This is a genomic window from Streptomyces sp. NPDC107538, assembly GCF_055657445.1.
Map to the genome: position 1 here is coordinate 847,238 of NZ_JBVKAY010000003.1, position 20,416 is coordinate 867,653.

Genomic DNA, 20,416 nt, shown 5'->3' on the forward strand with positions numbered 1-20,416 from the left:
TCTACGCTGGGCCCATGTCAGCGATCCGTCTTCTCGTGCTCGGCGCGGTGCGCCAGCACGGGCGGGCCCACGGCTACCAGGTGCGCAACGACCTGGAGTACTGGGGCGCGCACGAGTGGTCCAACGCCAAGCCCGGCTCGATCTACCACGCCCTGAAGCAGATGGCGAAACAGGGACTGCTGCTCGCGCACGAGATCGCTCCCTCCACGGCCGGCGGGCCGCCCCGCACGGAGTACGAGATCACGGAGAAGGGCACCGAGGAGTACCTCAGGCTGGTGCGCGAGTCCCTCACGGCCTACGACCAGCAGCCGGACGTCCTCTCCGCCGGGCTCGGCTGCATGGTCGACCTCGGCCGGGAGGAGGTGCTCGGACTCCTGGAGGAGCGGGTGCGGTCCATCGAGAAGTGGCGCAGGGCCGTCACCGAGTACTACATCCCCGAGGACGGCCCCGCCCAGCTCGGCCACATCGGCGAGATCATGAACTTCTGGGTCCACTCCGCCGACTCGGGCGCCGAGTGGACCCGCGGCCTCATCGAGCGGGTCCGCGGCGGCGCCTACACCTTCGCGGGGGAGGGCGAACCGTTCGTCGGCGTCCTGGCGGAGGGTCAGGAGAACCCGTACGCGTCGGGACAGCGGCATCCCGAGGACGACCGCTAATCAAGTTTGACCATCCGGCTGGGAGGCGCTACTTTCGTTCTTCGGGGTAGTCAAGTTTGACTAATGAGTGCTCGACTCATGAGGGGATCTCCATGGCCGATCAGGCGATCACTGTCGAAGGGGCCCGCAAGAAATACGGCGGCAAGGGCGGCAAGGTGGCCCTGGACGGGCTCGACCTCCAGGTGGCGCGCGGCACCGTGCACGGGGTCCTCGGGCCGAACGGCGCGGGCAAGACCACTCTGGTGAGGATCCTGGCCACCCTGCTGCGACCCGACGCGGGCCGGGTCGAGGTGGCGGGGCACGACGTGGTGGCACGCGCGCGTGAGGTGCGCTTCCGCATCGGCCTGCTGGGCCAGCACGCCGCGCTCGACGAGGAACTCGGCGGCCGGCAGAACCTGGAGATGTTCGGCCGCCTCTACCACCTGGGCGCCCGCCCCGCGCGCGTGCGGGCCGACGAACTCCTGGCCCGGTTCGGCCTCGCCGACACCGGCCGCAAGGCCGTCAAGCAGTACAGCGGCGGGATGCGGCGCCGCCTCGACCTCGCCGCGTCCCTCATCACCGAACCGGAGGTGCTGTTCCTGGACGAGCCGACCACCGGCCTCGACCCGCGCGGCCGCACGGAGGTCTGGGACTCCGTCCGCTCCCTGGTCGGCGGCGGTACGACCGTGCTCCTCACCACCCAGTACCTGGACGAGGCCGACCAGCTCGCCGACCGTATCTCGGTGGTCGACGGCGGCCGGGTCGTCGCCGACGGCACGGCGGACGAGCTCAAGCGCCTGACCGGCGGCGACCGTATCGACGTCGTCCTGCGCGACGCGGGCCAACTGGGCGCGGCCGTCGCCCTGTTGCCGGTCCCCAAGGACGACATCACGGTCGACACCGACCGCCGCCGCCTCAGCGCCCCGGTCGCCGACCGCATGACGGCCCTCACCGCCGTCGTCCGCACGCTCGCCGACGCCGGCATCGAGGCCGAGGACATCGCCCTGCGCCGCCCGACCCTGGACGAGGTGTTCCTCCACCTCACCGGAGACGACAGCACGACCGGGGACGACGGGACGACCGGGGACGACCGTACGAAGGAGGCCGCACGAGCATGACCGCGACGACACCGACGACCACGCATCCGGGAGCGGGCGCACACGCCCTCACCGACTCCTGGACCATGACCCGCCGCGAACTCGCCCACTGGGCACGGCAGCCGGTGCAGATGCTGGTGGGGCTGGTCTTCCCCGTGATGCTGCTGCTGATGTTCGGCTATCTGATCGGCGGCGGCCGCGGGGTGACCGGCGAGTACCTCGACTACCTGGTCCCCGGCATGCTCGCGCTCACCATGGCCTTCGGCCTGGAGGGCACGATGCTCGCCGTCACCCAGGACCTCAACAAAGGGGTGATCGACCGCTTCCGCTCGATGCCGATGGCCAACGGCGCGGTCCTGGTGGGCCGTTCGGTCGCGGACATGCTCCAGTCGGCGGTGGGCCTGGCCGTCCTGCTCGCCGTGGCGTCCGCGCTCGGCTGGCGCGCACACGCGGGCCCGGCCGCGTTCCTGGGCGCGGTGGCCCTGTTGCTCCTCTTCCGCTTCGCGATGCTCTGGATCGGCATCCACCTCGCGATGGTCGCGGGCAAACCCGAACTCCTCACCGCCGTACAGATCCTCGTCTGGCCGATCGGCTTCCTCTCCAACGCCCTCGCCACCCCCGACTCCATGCCGGCCTGGCTCGGCACGGTCGTCGAATGGAACCCGATGTCCCACACGGCCACGGCCGTACGCGCCCTCTTCGGCACCCCGGGAGCCGAGGCGGACCACCTGTGGACGGCCGTCGTGTGGCCCGTAGCCCTCCTGGCGATCTTCTTCCCGTTGGCAGTGCGCAGATTCGCCCGCCTGAGCAGGTAACCGCGACCTTGGAAAGGCAGGGGCGCAGCCCCGCCTTTTCAGGGGCGCGGGGAACTGCGCGACAAGCCCCCACCGCACCCGCACATCCCCCCCACCCCAACCGCCCCGAACACACCCCCTAGTGGTGAAACCCGGTAGCCGCCCCCTTGTCCCGAACCGCCGGCCCGGACTGCCGCCGAAGCTCAGGCAACAACCGCCCCAGATCCTCCAGAAACAACCCCGCGAGATCAGACGTGAACCCGTTCCGGCACACCACCCGCAGCACCGACAGATCCTCCCGGTTCTCCGGGAAGGTGTACGCCGGCACCAGCCACCCCCTCTCCCGCATCCGCCGAGCCACATCGAACACGTCGTACGCGGTCACCCCCTCCTCCGTGGTGAACGCGAACACCGGCAACTCGTCCCCCCGCGTCAGCATCCGGAAGTCCCCGAGCTTCCCCACCTCCTCCGCGAGCCCGATCGCCACGTCCCGCGTCGACTGCTGCACCGCCCGGTACCCCTCCCTCCCGAGCCGCAGGAACGTGTAGTACTGCGCCACGACCTGCGCCCCGGGCCGGGAGAAGTTCAACGCGAACGTCGGCATGTCCCCGCCCAGATAGTTCACCCGGAACACCAGTTCCTCCGGCAGCTCCGCCGCGGACCGCCACAGCGCCCAGCCCACCCCGGGGTACACCAGCCCGTACTTGTGCCCGGAGGTGTTGATCGACGACACCCGAGGCAGCCGGAAGTCCCACACCAGCTCCTCGTCGAGGAAGGGCGCGACCATGGCGCCGGACGCGCCGTCGACATGCACGGGCACATCCAGCCCCGTACGCTCCTGCAGCCCGTCGAGGGCCGCGCACAGCTCCGCGATCGGCTCGTACGACCCGTCGAAGGTCGACCCGAGCACCCCCACGACCCCGATGGTGTTCTCGTCGCAGAGCGCCGCGGCGGCCGCCGGGTCGAGATGGAACCGGTCGCCCTCCATCGGCACCTGCCGGGCCTCCACCTCCCAGAAGTTGCAGAACTTCTCCCAGCAGACCTGGACGTTGACCCCCATGACCAGGTTGGGCCGCGCACCGCCTGACGGATACCGGTCGGCGTTCCGCTGCGCCCACCGCCGCTTGAGGGCCATCCCGGCGAGCATGCAGGCCTCGCTGGACCCGGTGGTCGAGCAGCCGACGGCGGCGGCCGGATCCGGCGCGTTCCACAGATCGGCGAGGATCGCCACGCACCGCCGCTCCAGCTCGGCGGTCCGCGGGTACTCGTCCTTGTCGATCATGTTCTTGTCCCGGCACTCCGCCATCAGGACCCCGGCCTCGGGCTCCATCCAGGTGGTGACGAAGGTGGCGAGGTTCAGCCGCGAGTTGCCGTCCAGCATGAGTTCGTCGTGCACGACCTGGTACGCCGTGGAAGGGGCCAGCGGCGCGTCCGGGAGCCGGTGCTTGGGCGGGGCCTCGGTCATGTCGCCGACCGGGTTGGCCTGGCCGTAGAAGGGGTTCACGGCGAGCCGGTGCCCGCCGTTCCGGTCGCGCCCGGCGTCCTGCGGGGCGTCGCTGTCCCATCGGTGCAGTGGCATGTCTTCGACGGTAGGTCGGCCGCCGGGGGCGCGCACCTCACACGTGTACCCGAGGGGCGCGAGCGGCGCATGAGGATGATGTGTTCTTCATATCCCCGGTCGATTACCCTGCCGAAGGCGCACCACGTGACGCACACCGGGTGCGACAAGAACGAACACGGCAGGTGGAGTTGAGCGTCCGGTGGACCGCGCGCGGTGACCGGGGAGGGACGGCGAGGGTGCCCACCCTTGACTACTTGATCAACGACCGTCCGCCGCTGCGCCTGCGGTTCCTGCAACCGGGCCACGCGCCCCGCCACGGAGCGACCCGGGTCACCGGGGTCGTCGCCCGGCCCCTGTCCGAGCTGCCGCCCACGCCCGGTGTCCCGTCCGCCGACACCCCCATCGAGAGCGGCACCCTGTTCCTGGCCACCCTGGACGGGCCCCGCATGTCCCCGACCGCCGTCCGGACCCTCGACCACCTGCTCCGCCTCCTGGACCGGCGCAAGGCGGCCGGCCTCGTGCTCGCCACCCCCGGCCACGACCTCCACCCCCTCCCCGAGGGCACCCTCGCCGCCGCGAACCGCCTGGAACTGCCCCTGCTGACGACCTCCGCCGAGCCCGCCGCCTGGAACGACGTCAACGAGTACCTCCGGCTACGCCGCGCCGAGTACGCCGAACGCCAGGGCGCCCACCTCGACGGCCTCCTCAACCGCCTCCCGACCCGCCTCGCCGACCCCACAGCGACCCACCGCATCACCACCTGGCTCTCCGAGGCCCTGAACGCCGAGGTCCTCATCACCTCCCCCCACCGAGGCGTCCTGGCCACCCCCACCCCCTCGCCGCTGAACTCCCCCCTGCACACCCGGATCGTCTCCATCTCCCCGGGATCACACGCCACCCCGGGATCACACGGCTCCCCGGGCTCCCCAGGATCACCCGGCTCCCCGCACCCGGCCGATGAGCCCCGCCTCGCCGTCACCTCCCGTACCCCCTTCGACAGCGCGGGCGCGGCGCTGATTCAGCACGCGGCGAAGTTGCTCGGGCTGTGTGATCAGGCGCGGCGGGAGCACCAGGTCAGGACGGAGACCCCGCGGGCGGTGCGGCATGCCGCGTTCCAGCTGCTCATGCGGGGCGAGACGGTGCTGGCGCAGGTCGTCTACACGGGCGCCGCCCAGGCCCTGCTGGACACCGACACGGCCCGGGTCTTCGTCGTCGACACGGGCCCGCAGGAGCGCGAGGCCACCCTCAGCTGGTGCGAGCGGGCCCTCGCCGAACAGGCCATCGTGTCCGCCTGCCCGGGCAAGCCGAAGCACATCCTCGTCCTCGACCCCGTCCGGGAGAGCGACCGCGTGGAGACGGTCCTCAAGGAGATGATCGCGGCCCGCCGAGGCCATCTGATGGGTCAGAGCCGGCCGCACCCGCTCGCGGAGACGGCCGTCGGCTATCTGGAGGCGCTGACGGCGGTCGGCGACGCGGCGGGGACACCGCACCGCGTCAGGCTGGGCGGCGCCAGGGCCAAGTTCGCCCCCCTGCTCCCCAGGCGGCAGGCGAAGGCCTGGGCGGCGGCCCTGATGGCCCCGCTCCTGGACGACTTCCCGGGCCGGGGCGACGAGCGGAAGCTGCTGCTGGAGACCCTCCCGACCGCCCTCAGCTTCAAGCACACGGAAGCCGCCGGCGGCCTCGGCGTCCACCGCAACACCATCACCCAGCGCCTCGACCGAGCGGGAAGGATCCTCTCCCTCGACCTGCGCGGCTCGGCCAACGACCGCGTCCTGACCCTCCTCGCCCTCGACATCCTCGCCCTCCCCGACCCACCCGAGCCCACCGAAGCCCCCGAGCCGACCCAGGCGTTCACCCCGCCCGAGCCACCCGACTTCGCCGCGCTGATGGCCGCCGGAGTCGCGGACGGCGGCCCCACGGCCTGGGCGGAGGAGCGGCTGCGCCCCGTCCGGGCCGATCAGCGCGACCTCGTCGAGACGCTCTGCACCTGGCTGGAGAACAACCTCGGCACCAAGGAGACCGCCCGCGCCCTGGGCCTCTCCGAGGCCACCGTCCGCAACCACACCCGGGACGCCGCCACCCTGCTCGGCATGGACTTCTCCACCAAGATGGTCGGTATCACCGACACCGACGTGGTGACCGTCGCCGACATCGCCCTCGCCCTGCACGTCCTGCTGGGCCGCCCGGCCCTGACCCAGCCGCCCCGCCCCCGCACGGGCTGAGCGAAACGCCTGACCCGCACCCCCGTGCCGGGCCGAGCGTCTCGTCCACGGCCCCACCGTAGGGAGATCTCCACCGACCGGCCATCGCACAAGTGCACAGTCCACGCGCCCCGGCTTCGCGTTGTGCACAGTGGGACGCGTGCGACCGGGGAGGGCCGCACCACAAAGGCCTTGCACCTCACGCCACGTGAGGCCCCAGCCTGGACCACGTACCGGAAAAGGGAAGGGAGCGGAGGCATGGGCCACACCGTGGGACAGGTGGCGGGCTTCGCCGGCATCACGGTGCGCACGCTGCACCACTACGACGAGATCGGCCTGCTCGTACCGAGCGAGCGCACCCACGCGGGTCACCGCCGCTACGGCGACGACGACCTCGACCGGCTCCAGCAGATCCTGTTCTACCGGGAACTCGGCTTCCCCCTCGACGAGGTCGCGACCCTGCTCGACGACCCGGACGCGGACCCGCGGGCGCATCTGCGCCGCCAGCACGACCTGCTGACCGCCCGGATCGAGAAGCTGCAGAAGATGGCCGCGGCCGTGGAGCACGCCATGGAGGCACGCAAGATGGGCATCAACCTCACCCCCGAGGAACGGTTCGAGGTCTTCGGCGACAAGGACCCCGAGCGGTACGCCGAGGAGGCGGAACAGCGCTGGGGCGGCACCGACGCGTACGCCGAGTCGCAGCGTCGCACCGCCACGTACACCAAGGAGGACTGGAAGCGGATGCAGGACGAGGTGGCCGACTGGGGCGCGCGCTACGACGCCCTGATGGCCGCCGGCGAGGAGCCGACCGGCGAGGCGGCCATGGACATGGCCGAGGAGCACCGGCGGCACATCGGCACCTGGTTCTACGACTGCCCGTACGAGATGCACCAGGGCCTCGGCGAGATGTACGTCTCCGACGAGCGCTTCAAGGCCTTCTACGACGCCATGCGCCCCGGTCTCGCCGAACACCTCCGGGACGCGATCAACGCGAACGCGGCCCGGCGGCGCCCCTGACCACACAGCTTGGTCTCAGTGCGGCCACAGGGCACCCTGGAGGAACCGGTGGAACCTAGTGGGGTGACCGTGCGTTGATAGCTTTGGTCACCCCTATGGGTCGCCCACACTCTCCCTCACCCCCCAGGAGCCCGGAACCGTGCAGACGATCGCCCTCGGACCGAGTTGGCTGGATCCGGACTATCTGCTCAACTCGTTCGGCATCTGGGGCCTGCTCCTGATCGTGTTCGCCGAGTCCGGCCTGTTCTTCGGGTTCTTCCTGCCCGGTGACTCGCTGCTGTTCACGGCGGGCATGCTGATCGCCACCGATGTGCTGGACTTCCCGCTCTGGGCGGCCATCGTCCTGATCTGCGTCTCCGCGATCCTGGGCGACCAGGTGGGCTACATGTTCGGCAAGAAGGTCGGCCCGTCGCTCTTCAGCCGGCCCGACTCCCGCTTCTTCAAGCAGGAGAACGTCACCAAGGCCCACGAGTTCTTCGAGAAGCACGGCCCCAAGTCGCTGGTCCTGGCCCGCTTCGTGCCCATCGTGCGGACGTTCACGCCGATCATCGCGGGCGTCAGCGGCATGCGGTACCGCACGTTCCTCGTCTTCAACGTCGTCGGTGCCGTCCTCTGGGGCGCGGGCGTCACCCTCCTCGGCTCCTGGCTCGGCAAGATCGAGTTCGTCAGGACCAACATCGAGGCGATGCTCCTGCTCATCGTCTTCATCTCGGTGCTGCCGATCATCATCGAACTCCTCAAGGCGAGGAAGGCGAAGAAGAACCAGCCCGAGCCCCAGCAGCAGACCCCGGCCGCCGCCCCGCCGGTCATGGACGACGCCACGACCCAGCTCCGCCGCATCCCCCCCACCGACCCCCAGCAGCAGCCGTACGACCCCAACCAGGGCTATGGCAACCAGGGTTACGACAACCAGGGCTACGGCAACCAGCAGGGCTATCCCCAGCAGGGCCAGCAGGGCTACCAGGACGACTACGGCTACCAGCAGCAGCCCCAACAGCAGCCGTACGCCCAGCAGTACCCCCAGAACCAGGGCAACCAGTACCCCCACAACACCAACCAACAGGGCTACCAGGGCCAGGACTACCCGCAGTACTGACCGGGCTGCTCACCCACCCGCGCTCCTGTCACCTGGGGGCGCGGGTGGTCTTTTGCTTTTAAGGGGCGCGGGGAACTGCGCGAGAAGCCCCACCGAGCCCGCAGTCGCCAACACTCAGTGGTCCCCGAGCTGTCAGGCGCTCAGAACCCCCGCGTCCTCTTCGCGGCCTTACGCCCGACCCGCGCGGCCCCCGGCAGGAACAACCGGAACAACTCCGACCCCAGGTTCACCCCGATCGCGATGGCCATCGCCAACGCCGCCGCCTTCGTCAGCGACACCAACCCCGCGTCCACATCGTTCTGCGCGAACCCCAACAGCCCGAAATACGTGGCCGACCCGGGCAGCAGCGGCCCGATCGCCGCGGTGGTGTACGGCAGCGCGGAGGCGAACCGGTACCGCGACAGCAGCTGCCCGAACAGCCCCACCAGACCGGCCGCCACCGCCGTGGAGGCGACCGGCGAGATCCGGCCCGCGTCGTGCATCGCCCCGTAGACGGCCCACGCCACACCCCCGTTGAGGGTCACCGCGAGCACGGTGGATCGTTCCTGCTGGAGCAGCACCGCGAAGGTCAGCGACAACAGCATCGACGCCCCGAGCTGCAACAGCGGCCGGTCCGCGCTGCCGAGCGCCGCGTCCGGGTTCAGCTCGGCCCCCAGCTTCACGCCGAAGTACAGGACCAGCAGCACCCCCACCACGATGCCCACGAAGAGGTACATGACCTCCAGGAGCCGCGCGGAGGCGGTGATGTAGAAGCCGGTCAGCCCGTCCTGCACCCCGGCCACCAGCGCCCGTCCGGGCAGCAGCGCGAAGAGCCCACCGGTGATCACGGCGGACGCCTCCACGTCCACGTGCGTCACGGTCAGCGCCACCCCGATCGCCGCCGGGGGCATCGCCGCCACCAGGAACTGGTAGAACTCCGGCAGCCCCCGCCCCGAGCACAGCCAGGCCAGCCGGTCACCGAGCATCGCGCCCAGCGCGGCGGCGACGAAGACGACGACCCCACCACCGACCAGCACGGACGCCGCGCCCGCCAGCAGCCCGCTGGCCACGGTCAGCGCCCAGCCGGGGTACGGGTGCCGGTTGCGCCGCATCTCCGCGAGCCGCCGGTAGGCCTCCTCCAGCGAGATCGCGCTCTCCGGGTCGCTGAGGTCGTCCACCAGATGGAAGACGGCCGCGAGCCGGGTGTAGTCGGTGGCCCGGCGCCGGACGATCCGGGACGCCGTGACCGGGTCGTCCACCAGCGACGGCTGATAGGTGACCGACAACTGGGTGAAGGTCACCGTCGGCTCGCAGCGGTCGAGGCCGTAGGACCGGCACACGGCGAACATCGCCGCCTCCACGTCCTCCGCGCCCTCGCCGCCCGCGAGCAGCAGTTCCCCGATCCGCAGCGTGAGGTCGAGCACACGGGGCACCGCGGGCCCCGTGTCGCCCTCCGCGCGCGCCGGCGGCTCCGGCGCGGGCCGCTCCGCCACCGGCATCCGCAGCATCGTGCGCATCCGGTCCTGCCAGGGCACGTCCTTGGTCAGACTGACGGCCGGAATCCCGCTGGCGGGCGTGAACGCGGCCGGCGCGTGCCGCGCGCTGTAGGTCCGCGGCACGCTGAACGCGGACCCCTCCTGCTCCGCCACCACCGGCTCGGGCGGCGCCAGCCCCTCCGGCAGGGCGAACTCCGAGGTCGTCTGCGCCTCGGACTCCGCCGCCGCGGCCGGCATGTCCAGCCCGGCCGGGATCGCGAACTCCGAGGTCACCGACGCGTCGCCGTCGATCCCCAGGGCGAATCCCACCGGCACGAACACGCCGCCCGCCTCGTCCGACACCGGCTTACGGTCCTCCTCCGGCCCGTCGCTCCCGGGCTCCGTCACTGCCACTCCGCCGCGCTCCCTGTACGACATCTCGATACGCCTCAGTATGCGCACCGACACGCACTGGTACGCGAACGGGCCGCGCACCCCTCAAGGGGACACACGGCCCGTTCGCGTCAACAGCCGGCGGAAGACCCGCGGGGGTCAGTGACCGCCGGACTCCTTGAAGCGCTTGTACGACTTCTCCACCTCGGCCTCGGCGTCGGCGCGCCCGACCCAGTCGGCGCCCTCGACGGACTTGCCGGGCTCCAGGTCCTTGTAGACCTCGAAGAAGTGCTGGATCTCCAGGCGGTCGAACTCCGAGACGTGGTGGATGTCACGCAGGTGCTCCTGGCGCGGGTCCGTCGCCGGCACGCAGAGCAGCTTGTCGTCACCGCCGGCCTCGTCCGTCATCCGGAACATGCCGATGGCACGGCACTTGATGAGGCAGCCCGGGAACGTCGGCTCGTCCAGGATGACCAGCGCGTCCAACGGGTCGCCGTCCTCGCCGAGGGTGTTCTCGACGAAGCCGTAGTCGGTCGGGTAGGCGGTCGAGGTGAAGAGGCGACGGTCCAGGCGGATCCGACCGGTCTCGTGGTCCACCTCGTACTTGTTCCGCGAACCCTTCGGAATCTCGATCGTGACGTCGAACTCCACCGGTGACTCCTCCATGATCAACACATAGTTCTGGTGGTTAAGTGTCCCTCACGCAGGTGTGTGATCGCGAAAGGGGCTGGTGGTCGTGCGGGAGCCGAAGGTCTGGCGGGCCGCGAGACCGCGCGTGCTGAGGGTGGTGCACGGCGTGAAACCGGGGATCGCGCGCGTCACGCGCGCCGTGAAGCCCGGTGCCGCGCGCGTCGCGCAGGTGGTGAAACCCGGCGTCGTACGCGTCACGAGCGCCGTCACGGCACGCTCTTCGCAGCTCGCGGGGAGCACGAAGAAGCTCACGACCCTCCAGTTCACCGCCGGCGCGGCCACCCTGGGGCTGGTGTTCTCGGCCGGGGCGGTGGCCGCCGCCGGACCCTGGGACTCCTCCGGTCAGCGTACGGCCGAGCGCGACTGGGCGGCATCGCGCGACAGCCAGGGTGGCGCAGATCACGGACGTAGTTCCGGTACGTCCTCCGGTACGGCGGCGGGGGCGCCCCGGCCCGCGCCGAGCGCCCCCTCGGTGCTCGCCGGCCTCGGCGGCGCCTCCGGCGCGGACACCGCGCCCGAGTCCGCCGCCCTGGCGGCCGCCCTCGACCCGTTCCTGAAGGCACCCGTCCTGGGCCCCCGCGTCGCCGCAGCCGTCGTCGACGTCGAGACCGGCGAGCAGCTGTACTCCCAGCACGCGGACGAGGCCCTGACCCCCGCCTCCACCACCAAGATCGCCACGGCCGCCGCGGCCCTCTCGGCGCTCGGTCCCGACCACCGCGTGGAGACCCGTACGGTCCTGGACCCGGACTCCGCCGAGGTCGTCCTCGTCGGCGGCGGCGACCCCACCCTCACCGCCCACAAGGACACCGCCGGCTACGCGAGCCTGCGCACCCTCGCCGACCGGACGGCCACCGCCCTCGACAAGCGTCACCTGAACGAGATCACCCTCACCTACGACGCCTCCCTCTACGAGGGCCCCGAGCAGCACACCATCGGCGTGAACCCCAACCTCGCCCTGGTCGTCCCCCTCATGGCCGACGAGGCCCGTCTCGACGACTCGTCCAGCGGCAGCGCGGACCGTGACCCCGACCCGGCGGCCGCGGCGACCGCGAAGTTCGCGGACCTCCTGGAGGAGCGGGGCGTCAAGGTGAAGACCGAGGGCTCCGCCGAAGCCGCGAAGGACGCGAAGCAGCTCGCCGAGGTCTCCTCGCCGCCCCTCTCCACCCTGGTCGAGCGCATGCTCACCGAGAGCGACAACGACATCGCCGAGGCCCTCGCCCGGCACATCGCGCTCGCGACGGGCGAGCGGCCGAGCTTCGAGGGCGGCGCGGCGGCGATCAAGAAGGAACTCAAGAAGCTCGAAGTGCCCCTGACCGGGGTCGAGTTCGCCGACGGCAGCGGCCTGAGCCGGGGCAACGAACTGACCCCCGCCCTCCTCACCGCCCTCCTCGCCAAGTCCGCCGCCCCCTCCCACCCCGAACTCCGCCCCGTCCTCACCGGCCTCCCCGTGGCCGGCTTCACCGGCACCCTCCGCACCCGCTACGCCGACGACTCCACCGGCACCGGCGTCGTCCGCGCCAAGACCGGCACCCTCAGCAACGTCAACACCCTCGCCGGCACCGTCGTCGACGCCGACGGCCGCCTGCTCGCCTTCGCCTTCCTCGCCACGGAAACCGACCTGCCCGACACGATCCCGGCCAAGAAGGCCCTGACCGACGCCACCTCGACCCTGGCGACCTGCGGCTGCCGCTGAGACGGCCGGGAAAGGCATGGGGCGCAGCCCATGCCTTTCAGGGGCGCGGGGAACTGCGCGAGAACCCCCACCCACCCGCACGTACCCACGAACCCCCAGGCACCCCCACCCCACGGCCTGCCCCAAGCGGCAACGCTCACGTACGGTTGACAACATGACTCGTATCGGTGGTGCCGAGATGGTCGACTGGAATCTCGCGGTGGCGACCGCGACCCGGCTCGTGCGGCCGGGCCCCGAGGTGAGCCGCGACGAGGCCAGGGCCATCGTCGCCGAGCTCCGCCGGCACGCGAAGGCGTCGGAGGAACACGTCCGCGCCTTCACCCGGATGCTGCCCGACATTGGTGACGACACCCCGGTCCTCGTCGTGGACCGCCCCGGCTGGGTCCGGGCCAACGTCGCCGGCTTCCGGGAGCTGCTGAAGCCCCTCCTCGACAAGATGCAGGAACGTCGCGGCAACACCCCGGGCGGCGCCGTCCTCGGCGCGGTCGGCGGCAAGGTCACCGGCGTGGAGCTGGGGATGCTCCTGTCGTTCCTGGCCTCCCGGGTGCTCGGCCAGTACGAGACGTTCGCCCCGGCGACCCGTGAACTCCCGGCGGGCGAGAACGGCGGCGGTCGGCTGCTCCTCGTCGCCCCGAACATCGTGCACGTGGAGCGCGAACTCGACGTACAGCCGCACGACTTCCGCCTCTGGGTCTGTCTGCACGAGGAGACGCACCGCACCCAGTTCACGGCGGTCCCCTGGCTGCGGGACCACCTGGAGGGCGAGATCCAGTCGTTCCTGGCGGAGACCGAGGTCGACCCCACGACCTTCCTGGAACGCATCCGCGAGGCCGCCCAGTCACTGGCGGGTGGCCGGCCCGAGGGCGAGGTGGGCGACGACGGTCACTCGATCGTGGAGTTGGTGCAGACCCCCGCCCAGCGCGAGATCCTCGGCCGGCTGACCGCCGTCATGTCCCTCCTGGAGGGCCACGCCGACTTCGTGATGGACGGCGTCGGCCCGGCCGTCGTGCCCTCGGTCGCCGAGATCCGCGAGAAGTTCCAGCAGCGCCGCGCGAAGGGCGCCTCCCGACTGGACCAGGCGCTGCGCAAACTGCTGGGCTTGGACGCCAAGCTCAGGCAGTACAGGGACGGCGAACGGTTCGTACGGGCGGTCGTCGAACAGGTCGGCATGGACGGTTTCAACCGGGTGTGGACCTCTCCGAACACCCTGCCGACCAAGGCGGAGATCGCCAAACCGGCGGACTGGGTCGCGCGGGTGCATCGCAAGGCGGAGTCGTGAGCCGCGCGCGAGCGGGGTGAACGAATCCGGCCGACGGCAGGCGAACGCTCCTCCAATCACCCGTCCGAGGGACCGTGAGCCAGGGGTAGGCGTGCAATGCTCGGGGAACGGCCCGGTTCTGTCACCATCTACACACTCTGAGTGACCGAACCCGGGCTCACCCCCCGACAACTTCATGAAGGGAACCGGACATGGGTCCCCACCCCGCGGTCGCGGCGATACGCCTGGCGGTCCGCCGCGTACTCCACGACCTCCTCACCGAACACCACACGAACACCACCCTGCACGCGCCCGCCCACGCGACCCCCGGCGCGCCGTCCGGCGCGCCCTCGGCCGCGGGCGCACCACCGGTGCCCGCGCCCCCCACGGCCGTACCCCCCGCCGCCGTACCCGTCGAGGTCAGGCGCGGCGGCTCCGCGCGCCCGGGCCCCGGCCGGCCCGGCACCACCGCGGACGAGCGGCCGCTCGTGCTCGTGGCGTGCTCCGGCGGCGCCGACTCCATGGCGCTCGCCTCCGCCCTCGCCTTCGAGGCGCCCAAGCTCGGCGTCCGCGCCGGCGGCATCACCGTCGACCACGGTCTGCAGCCCGGCTCCGACCTGCGCGCCGAGGAAGTCGCCCTGCGCCTGCGGGAACTCGGCCTGGACCCGGTCGAGTCGGTGGCCGTGACCGTCGGCCGCGACGGCGGCCCCGAGGCCGCCGCCCGGGACGCCCGCTACGGCGCCCTCGACGCCGCACTGGAACGGCACGGCGGCACCGCCGTCCTGCTCGGCCACACCCGCGACGACCAGGCCGAAACCGTCCTGCTCGGTCTCGCCCGCGGCTCCGGTATCCGCTCCCTGTCCGGTATGGCCGCGGTCTCGGGGGCCGACGGCCGCTACCGCCGCCCCTTCCTCGGGCTCGACCGGCAGACCGCCCGCAAGGCCTGCATGGTCCAGTCGCTGCCCGTGTGGGACGACCCGCACAACGCCGACCCCGCCTACACGCGGTCCCGGCTGAGGCACGAGGGCCTGCCCGCCCTGGAGAAGGCGCTCGGCAAGGGCGTCGTCGAGGCCCTCGCCCGTACGGCCCAGCTCTCCCGGGACGACGCCGACGCCCTCGACACCTGGGCCCGCCAGGCCGAGGCCTCGGTCCGGGACGCCGCGGGCCAGCTGGAGTGCGCGAAGCTCTACGCCCTGCCGCCCGCCGTACGCCGCCGGATCCTGCGCCGGGCCGCCATCGAGGCCGGTGCTCCGGCCGGTTCGCTCTTCGCCCGGCACATCGAAGAGGTCGACCGTCTCATCACCGGCTGGCGCGGTCAGGGGGCCATCAATCTCCCCGGCCGGGTCGTCGCCCAGCGGCAGGGTGGCAGACTGGTGATTCGGCAAGGCTGAATCCGGACGCCGAAGGGGCCCGCGCGACGGGCCCCGAGCCCCCCGCACGGGACGCGGGCGTCCGGCAGCGGCCCTGGGACGACCGAAAGTGATGCGGGTGGACGCGAAAGACATGGGCACCGACCTCAAAGAGGTGCTCATCACCAAGGAAGAGATCGACGCGAAGCTCGTGGAGCTGGCCGCGAAGATCGACGCGGAGTACGCGGGCAAGGACCTGCTGATCGTCGGAGTCCTCAAGGGCGCGGTGATGGTCATGGCGGACCTCGCCCGGGCGCTGTCCACCCCGGTCACCATGGACTGGATGGCCGTGTCCTCCTACGGGGCGGGCACCCAGTCCTCGGGTGTGGTGCGGATCCTCAAGGACCTCGACACCGACATCAAGGGCAAGCACGTCCTGATCGTCGAGGACATCATCGACTCGGGTCTGACCCTGTCCTGGCTGATCTCCAACCTCGGCTCCCGCGAGCCCGAGTCCCTGAAGATCTGCACCCTGCTGCGCAAGCCCGACGCCGCCAAGGTCGCCATCGACGTGGAGTGGGTCGGCTTCGACATCCCCAACGAGTTCGTCGTCGGCTACGGCCTCGACTTCGCCGAGAAGTACCGCAACCTCCCGTTCGTCGGTACGCTCGCGCCCCACGTCTACGGCGGTTGAACCGGCTGCGGCCCTTCGCCGTAAGACGCTCGGGAACCCCAGCGGGTTTCGCGCCGTTGGAGCATGCGAGGACGGGATCGCCGACAGTCCCCTGCGGCTTCGGGTGACAATGCTGGGGTACCGTCCGAAGAGCAATCTGTAAAAGTCTTTATCAAACTCACTATGGCAGGAGGGACGGGGCGGCACCGCTCCGTATGGATGGACGTGAAGCGATACTTCCGTGGGCCAGTCATGTGGATCGTGCTGGCCGTCCTTGCCGTGGTCGTGTTGATGCAGGTCGTCGGCTCGTCCGGCGGCTACAAGACGGTGGACACCGGCCAGGTGGTCCAGGCGATCAATGACAACAAGGTCAAAGAAGCCAAGCTGACCACCGGCGAAGAGTCGACCATCAAGGTTCAGCTCAAGGACGGCCAGAAGATCGAGGGCAGCTCGAAGATCCAGGCGAGCTACATCGGCGACCAGGGCGTCACCCTCGCCAACACCCTGCAGGACAAGTTCCAGAACAAGCAGATCCCCGACGGCTACACGGTCTCCCCGACCAAGCAGAACGCTTTCGTCGGCATCCTGCTGTCTCTGCTCCCCTTCGTCCTCATCGTGGTCGTCTTCCTGTTCCTGATGAACCAGATGCAGGGCGGCGGCTCCCGGGTCATGAACTTCGGGAAGTCCAAGGCCAAGCTCATCACCAAGGACACCCCGAAGACGACGTTCTCCGACGTCGCGGGCGCGGACGAGGCCGTCGAGGAACTCCACGAGATCAAGGAGTTCCTCCAGGAGCCCGCCAAGTTCCAGGCCGTCGGCGCCAAGATCCCCAAGGGTGTGCTGCTCTACGGCCCGCCCGGTACGGGCAAGACGCTGCTGGCGCGCGCCGTCGCCGGCGAGGCGGGCGTCCCCTTCTACTCGATCTCCGGTTCCGACTTCGTCGAGATGTTCGTCGGTGTCGGTGCCTCCCGGGTCCGTGACCTGTTCGAGCAGGCCAAGGCGAACGCCCCGGCGATCGTCTTCGTCGACGAGATCGACGCGGTCGGCCGCCACCGCGGCGCCGGCCTCGGCGGTGGTCACGACGAGCGCGAGCAGACGCTGAACCAGCTGCTCGTCGAGATGGACGGCTTCGACGTCAAGGGCGGTGTGATCCTCATCGCCGCGACGAACCGCCCGGACATCCTCGACCCGGCGCTGCTGCGCCCGGGCCGCTTCGACCGGCAGATCGCCGTCGACCGCCCGGACATGCAGGGCCGTCTGGAGATCCTCAAGGTCCACCAGAAGGGCAAGCCGGTCGCGCCCGACGTCGACCTCGGCGCCGTCGCCCGCCGCACCCCCGGTATGACGGGTGCCGATCTCTCCAACGTCCTGAACGAGGCCGCGCTCCTGACGGCCCGCAGCGACAAGAAGCTGATCGACAACCACATGCTGGACGAGGCGATCGACCGCGTGATCGCGGGCCCGCAGAAGCGGACCCGGATCATGTCGGACAAGGAGAAGAAGATCACCGCGTACCACGAGGGCGGTCACGCCCTGGTCGCGGCGGCCTCGCCGAACTCCGACCCGGTCCACAAGATCACCATCCTGTCGAGAGGGCGCGCCCTCGGGTACACGATGGTCCTGCCGGACGAGGACAAGTACTCGACCACCCGGAACGAGATGCTCGACCAGCTCGGCTACATGATGGGTGGCCGCGCCGCCGAGGAACTGGTCTTCCACGACCCGACCACGGGTGCCGCGAACGACATCGAGAAGGCCACCGGACTGGCCCGCGCGATGGTCACGCAGTACGGCATGACCGAGCGTCTCGGCGCCATCAAGTTCGGCGGCGACAACACCGAGCCGTTCCTCGGACGTGAGATGGCTCACCAGCGCGACTACTCGGAAGAGGTCGCCGCGCTCGTGGACGAGGAAGTCAAGAAGCTCATCGAGAACGCGCACAACGAGGCCTGGGAGATCCTGGTCGAGAACCGCGACGTCCTCGACAACCTGGTGCTGCAGCTGCTGGAGAAGGAGACGCTGGGCAAGGAGCAGATCGCCGAGATCTTCGCCCCCATCGTCAAGCGCCCGCCCCGGCCCGCCTGGACCGGCTCCTCCCGCCGCACCCCCTCCACCCGTCCGCCGGTGCTCTCCCCCCGGGAGCTGGCACTGACGAACGGCGCCAACGGCGCGACGCCGGCCATCACCACCAAGGCGCCCGTCGACGCGACCGTGACCCCGGAGGAAAGCCCGGAGAGCTGACGCCCGACCGGTGAGAACCGGCCACCGGGAGCCTCGGCTCCCGGCCCCGGCCGTCTCACCAAACCCGGAATGGATGCCGCGCCCCCCTGGAATTAGCCTGGGGGGCGCGGCATTTTCGTATGGCCACGACATGGCCGTGGCATGGCCGAAAGATGAGACGCGTGGTCCGTACGCGTCGCAGGCTCAGGAGCGAGGCACGACATGACCGATCCCGTGACGCTGGACGGCGACGGCACCATCGGCGAGTTCGACGAGAAGCGAGCCGAGAACGCCGTGCGGGAGCTGCTGATCGCGGTCGGTGAGGACCCCGACCGGGAGGGGCTCAGGGAGACGCCGGCGCGGGTGGCGCGGGCGTACAAGGAGATCTTCGCGGGACTGTGGCAGCAGCCGGAGGATGTGCTGACCACGACGTTCGACCTCGGACACGACGAGATGGTGCTCGTGAAGGACATCGAGGTGTACAGCACCTGCGAACACCATCTGGTGCCGTTCCGGGGCGTCGCCCATGTCGGGTACATCCCGTCCACCAGCGGGAAGATCACCGGTCTGTCGAAGCTGGCGCGGCTCGTGGACGTCTACGCCCGGCGCCCGCAGGTGCAGGAGCGGATGACGACGCAGATCGCCGACTCGCTGATGGAGATCCTGGAGCCGCGCGGCGTGATCGTGGTCGTGGAGTGCGAGCACATGTGCATGTCGATGCGGGGCATCCGCAAGCCCGGCGCCAAGACCATAACGTCGGCGGTGCGCGGCCAGCTCAGGGACGCGGCGACCCGCAACGAGGCGATGAGCCTGATCATGGCCCACTGACCTCACCCGCCGCCGGGGGCCTAGGCTTGGCGCATGAGCAAGCAGAACCGGCGTGGTCAGGTGGCCGGAATGCCCGGGTGGGACCGTTGTGCGGTCATGGGTGTCGTCAATGTCACCCCGGACTCGTTCTCCGACGGCGGCCGCTGGTTCGACACCACGGCCGCGGTCAAGCACGGCCTGGACATGGTCGCGGAGGGCGCGGACCTGGTGGACGTGGGCGGTGAGTCGACCCGTCCCGGTGCCACCCGTGTCGACGAGGCCGAGGAGCTCAGGCGGGTCGTGCCCGTCGTGCGGGGACTGGCCTCCGAGGGTGTCGTCGTCTCCGTGGACACCGTGCGCGCCGCCGTCGCCGAGCAGGCCCTCGCGGCCGGTGCCGCGCTCGTCAACGACGTCAGCGGCGGCCTCGCCGACCCCGCGATGATCCCGGTGGTCGCCGACGCGGGCGCCCCCTTCGTGGTGATGCACTGGCGGGGCTTCATGCAGGGCGGCGCCAACGTCAAGGGCGTCTACGAGGACGTCGTCGCCGAGGTGCTGGAGGAGCTGCACGCGCGCGTGGAGGCCGTTCTGGAGGGCGGTGTCGCGGCGGACCGTATCGTCGTCGACCCCGGTCTGGGCTTCTCCAAGAACGCCGAGCACGACCTCGCCCTCCTCGCCCATCTCGACCGGCTGCACGGCCTCGGCCGGCCCCTGCTGGTCGCCGCCTCCCGGAAGCGGTTCCTCGGCCGGGTGCTGGCGGGCCCGGAGGGCGCCCCGCCGCCCGCCCGTGAACGGGACGCCGCCACGGCCGCCGTGTCGGCGCTGGCCGCCCAGCAGGGCGCCTGGGCGGTCCGGGTGCACGAGGTCCGCGCCACCGCCGACGCGGTCCGGGTGGCCCGTGCCCTCGAAGGGGCCCGGGAGAGGTGAGCGCTCCCCACACCGACGTCGAACACGTCGAACTCGCCAACCGCGCCTTCTACGAAGCGATGGAGCAGGGCGACTTCGAGACGCTCTCCTCGCTCTGGCTGACCCCGGCCGACGTGGGCGTCGACGAGGAGTACCACGACCCCGCCGATACCGGGGTGATCTCCTGCGTCCACCCCGGCTGGCCGGTCCTCACCGGGCGCGGCGAGGTGCTGCGGTCGTACGCGCTGATCATGGCGAACACGGAGTACATCCAGTTCTTCCTCACCGATGTGCATGTGTCGGTGACCGGGGACACCGCGCTCGTCACCTGCACCGAGAACATCCTCAGCGGGGGGCCCGCGCCGGACGGCAGTGACGAGCTGGGGCCGCTCGTGGGGCAGCTGGTGGTCGCCACGAACGTGTTCCGCCGCACATCCGACGGCTGGAAGCTCTGGTCGCACCACGGCTCCCCGGTACTGACCGAATCCGATGACGACGAGGGGGACGAGTCACCCTCCTGAGTGGGTAGGCGGGGGAAACGCCCGGTGAACCCTGCCCGTACAGGGGAGGAC

Annotated in this window: 17 protein-coding genes; 14 read left to right on the forward strand and 3 right to left on the reverse strand. The window is 70.9% G+C overall.

Annotation, left to right across the window (positions count from 1 at the left end; all coding sequences use genetic code 11):
- Positions 1 to 14 precede the first annotated feature (14 nt).
- The 3 genes from ACZ7MG_RS14270 to ACZ7MG_RS14280 all read left to right on the forward strand — a co-directional run bounded on the left by ACZ7MG_RS14270 (position 15) and on the right by ACZ7MG_RS14280 (position 2,547).
- Positions 15 to 656: a PadR family transcriptional regulator gene (locus tag ACZ7MG_RS14270; RefSeq protein WP_471390477.1), complete on the forward strand. Its 642-nt coding sequence runs from the start codon at positions 15 to 17 to the stop codon at positions 654 to 656.
- A gap of 92 nt (positions 657 to 748) precedes the next feature.
- Entirely contained in the window at positions 749 to 1,753 is a 1,005-nt protein-coding gene (locus ACZ7MG_RS14275) for an ATP-binding cassette domain-containing protein (protein ID WP_471390480.1), read from the forward strand.
- Complete coding sequence (locus ACZ7MG_RS14280) at positions 1,750 to 2,547, forward strand: ABC transporter permease (RefSeq protein WP_471390483.1); 798 nt, start codon at positions 1,750 to 1,752, stop codon at positions 2,545 to 2,547. Before ACZ7MG_RS14275 ends, ACZ7MG_RS14280 begins: the two co-directional genes overlap by 4 nt.
- 118 nt (positions 2,548 to 2,665) lie before the next feature.
- On the opposite strand, the gene ACZ7MG_RS14285 is transcribed toward ACZ7MG_RS14280, so the two are convergent.
- Entirely contained in the window at positions 2,666 to 4,105 is a 1,440-nt protein-coding gene (locus ACZ7MG_RS14285) for a glutamate decarboxylase (RefSeq protein ID WP_471390484.1), read from the reverse strand.
- A gap of 218 nt (positions 4,106 to 4,323) precedes the next feature.
- Between ACZ7MG_RS14285 and ACZ7MG_RS14290 the strand changes: the two genes are divergently transcribed.
- The 3 genes from ACZ7MG_RS14290 to ACZ7MG_RS14300 all read left to right on the forward strand — a co-directional run bounded on the left by ACZ7MG_RS14290 (position 4,324) and on the right by ACZ7MG_RS14300 (position 8,404).
- Positions 4,324 to 6,309: a helix-turn-helix domain-containing protein gene (locus ACZ7MG_RS14290; protein ID WP_471390487.1), complete on the forward strand. Its 1,986-nt coding sequence runs from the start codon at positions 4,324 to 4,326 to the stop codon at positions 6,307 to 6,309.
- Positions 6,310 to 6,546: 237 nt separating this feature from the next.
- The gene (locus tag ACZ7MG_RS14295; RefSeq protein WP_471390490.1) at positions 6,547 to 7,308 is read left to right on the forward strand and encodes a MerR family transcriptional regulator; all 762 of its coding nucleotides are present in this window, start codon (positions 6,547 to 6,549) and stop codon (positions 7,306 to 7,308) included.
- Between the two features lie 139 nt (positions 7,309 to 7,447).
- The gene (locus ACZ7MG_RS14300; protein ID WP_471390492.1) at positions 7,448 to 8,404 is read left to right on the forward strand and encodes a DedA family protein; all 957 of its coding nucleotides are present in this window, start codon (positions 7,448 to 7,450) and stop codon (positions 8,402 to 8,404) included.
- Between the two features lie 140 nt (positions 8,405 to 8,544).
- Here the strand turns inward: ACZ7MG_RS14300 and ACZ7MG_RS14305 are convergent, their stop codons facing one another.
- Both ACZ7MG_RS14305 and ACZ7MG_RS14310 read right to left on the reverse strand, forming a co-directional pair.
- Positions 8,545 to 10,296 (reverse strand): threonine/serine exporter family protein, encoded by a 1,752-nt coding sequence (locus ACZ7MG_RS14305; protein WP_471390495.1) that lies wholly within the window; start codon positions 10,294 to 10,296, stop codon positions 8,545 to 8,547.
- A gap of 114 nt (positions 10,297 to 10,410) precedes the next feature.
- Positions 10,411 to 10,902, reverse strand: coding sequence for an inorganic diphosphatase (locus ACZ7MG_RS14310; protein WP_471390497.1), 492 nt, complete (start codon positions 10,900 to 10,902; stop codon positions 10,411 to 10,413).
- A 79-nt stretch (positions 10,903 to 10,981) separates the two neighbouring features.
- Here ACZ7MG_RS14310 and dacB point away from each other — a divergent pair, with 79 nt between their 5' ends.
- The 8 genes from dacB to ACZ7MG_RS14350 all read left to right on the forward strand — a co-directional run bounded on the left by dacB (position 10,982) and on the right by ACZ7MG_RS14350 (position 20,365).
- Complete coding sequence (gene dacB / locus ACZ7MG_RS14315; RefSeq protein ID WP_471390500.1) at positions 10,982 to 12,634, forward strand: D-alanyl-D-alanine carboxypeptidase/D-alanyl-D-alanine endopeptidase; 1,653 nt, start codon at positions 10,982 to 10,984, stop codon at positions 12,632 to 12,634.
- A gap of 154 nt (positions 12,635 to 12,788) precedes the next feature.
- Positions 12,789 to 13,913: a zinc-dependent metalloprotease gene (locus ACZ7MG_RS14320; protein WP_471390502.1), complete on the forward strand. Its 1,125-nt coding sequence runs from the start codon at positions 12,789 to 12,791 to the stop codon at positions 13,911 to 13,913.
- A gap of 191 nt (positions 13,914 to 14,104) precedes the next feature.
- Positions 14,105 to 15,283, forward strand: a complete 1,179-nt coding sequence (tilS, locus tag ACZ7MG_RS14325; protein ID WP_471390505.1) for a tRNA lysidine(34) synthetase TilS — start codon at positions 14,105 to 14,107, stop codon at positions 15,281 to 15,283.
- Between the two features lie 91 nt (positions 15,284 to 15,374).
- The gene (gene hpt, locus ACZ7MG_RS14330; protein WP_086753289.1) at positions 15,375 to 15,935 is read left to right on the forward strand and encodes a hypoxanthine phosphoribosyltransferase; all 561 of its coding nucleotides are present in this window, start codon (positions 15,375 to 15,377) and stop codon (positions 15,933 to 15,935) included.
- A gap of 198 nt (positions 15,936 to 16,133) precedes the next feature.
- Entirely contained in the window at positions 16,134 to 18,155 is a 2,022-nt protein-coding gene (gene ftsH / locus ACZ7MG_RS14335; protein ID WP_471390664.1) for an ATP-dependent zinc metalloprotease FtsH, read from the forward strand.
- A 201-nt stretch (positions 18,156 to 18,356) separates the two neighbouring features.
- A complete protein-coding gene (gene folE, locus ACZ7MG_RS14340; RefSeq protein ID WP_471390508.1) occupies positions 18,357 to 18,962 on the forward strand; it encodes a GTP cyclohydrolase I FolE in 606 nt (201 codons plus the stop codon).
- 33 nt (positions 18,963 to 18,995) lie between these two features.
- Positions 18,996 to 19,865, forward strand: coding sequence for a dihydropteroate synthase (gene folP, locus ACZ7MG_RS14345; protein ID WP_471390510.1), 870 nt, complete (start codon positions 18,996 to 18,998; stop codon positions 19,863 to 19,865).
- Positions 19,862 to 20,365 carry a nuclear transport factor 2 family protein gene (locus ACZ7MG_RS14350; protein WP_471390513.1) on the forward strand — a complete coding sequence of 168 codons (504 nt, stop codon included), beginning with the start codon at positions 19,862 to 19,864 and terminating at the stop codon, positions 20,363 to 20,365. The genes folP and ACZ7MG_RS14350 overlap by 4 nt, the downstream gene beginning before the upstream one ends.
- The last annotated feature ends 51 nt before the right edge of the window (positions 20,366 to 20,416 follow it).

Excerpts from the sequence above, each read along its gene's own strand:
- ACZ7MG_RS14270 (WP_471390477.1), top strand. The coding sequence starts at position 15 with ATGTCAGCGATCCGTCTTCTCGTGCTCGGCGCGGTGCGCCAGCACGGG.
- ACZ7MG_RS14275 (WP_471390480.1), top strand. The coding sequence starts at position 749 with ATGGCCGATCAGGCGATCACTGTCGAAGGGGCCCGCAAGAAATACGGC.
- ACZ7MG_RS14280 (WP_471390483.1), top strand. The coding sequence starts at position 1,750 with ATGACCGCGACGACACCGACGACCACGCATCCGGGAGCGGGCGCACAC.
- ACZ7MG_RS14285 (WP_471390484.1), bottom strand. The coding sequence starts at position 4,105 with ATGCCACTGCACCGATGGGACAGCGACGCCCCGCAGGACGCCGGGCGC.
- ACZ7MG_RS14295 (WP_471390490.1), top strand. The coding sequence starts at position 6,547 with ATGGGCCACACCGTGGGACAGGTGGCGGGCTTCGCCGGCATCACGGTG.
- ACZ7MG_RS14305 (WP_471390495.1), bottom strand. The coding sequence starts at position 10,296 with ATGTCGTACAGGGAGCGCGGCGGAGTGGCAGTGACGGAGCCCGGGAGC.
- ACZ7MG_RS14320 (WP_471390502.1), top strand. The coding sequence starts at position 12,789 with ATGACTCGTATCGGTGGTGCCGAGATGGTCGACTGGAATCTCGCGGTG.
- tilS (WP_471390505.1), top strand. The coding sequence starts at position 14,105 with ATGGGTCCCCACCCCGCGGTCGCGGCGATACGCCTGGCGGTCCGCCGC.
- hpt (WP_086753289.1), top strand. The coding sequence starts at position 15,375 with ATGCGGGTGGACGCGAAAGACATGGGCACCGACCTCAAAGAGGTGCTC.
- ftsH (WP_471390664.1), top strand. The coding sequence starts at position 16,134 with ATGGACGTGAAGCGATACTTCCGTGGGCCAGTCATGTGGATCGTGCTG.
- folE (WP_471390508.1), top strand. The coding sequence starts at position 18,357 with ATGACCGATCCCGTGACGCTGGACGGCGACGGCACCATCGGCGAGTTC.
- folP (WP_471390510.1), top strand. The coding sequence starts at position 18,996 with ATGAGCAAGCAGAACCGGCGTGGTCAGGTGGCCGGAATGCCCGGGTGG.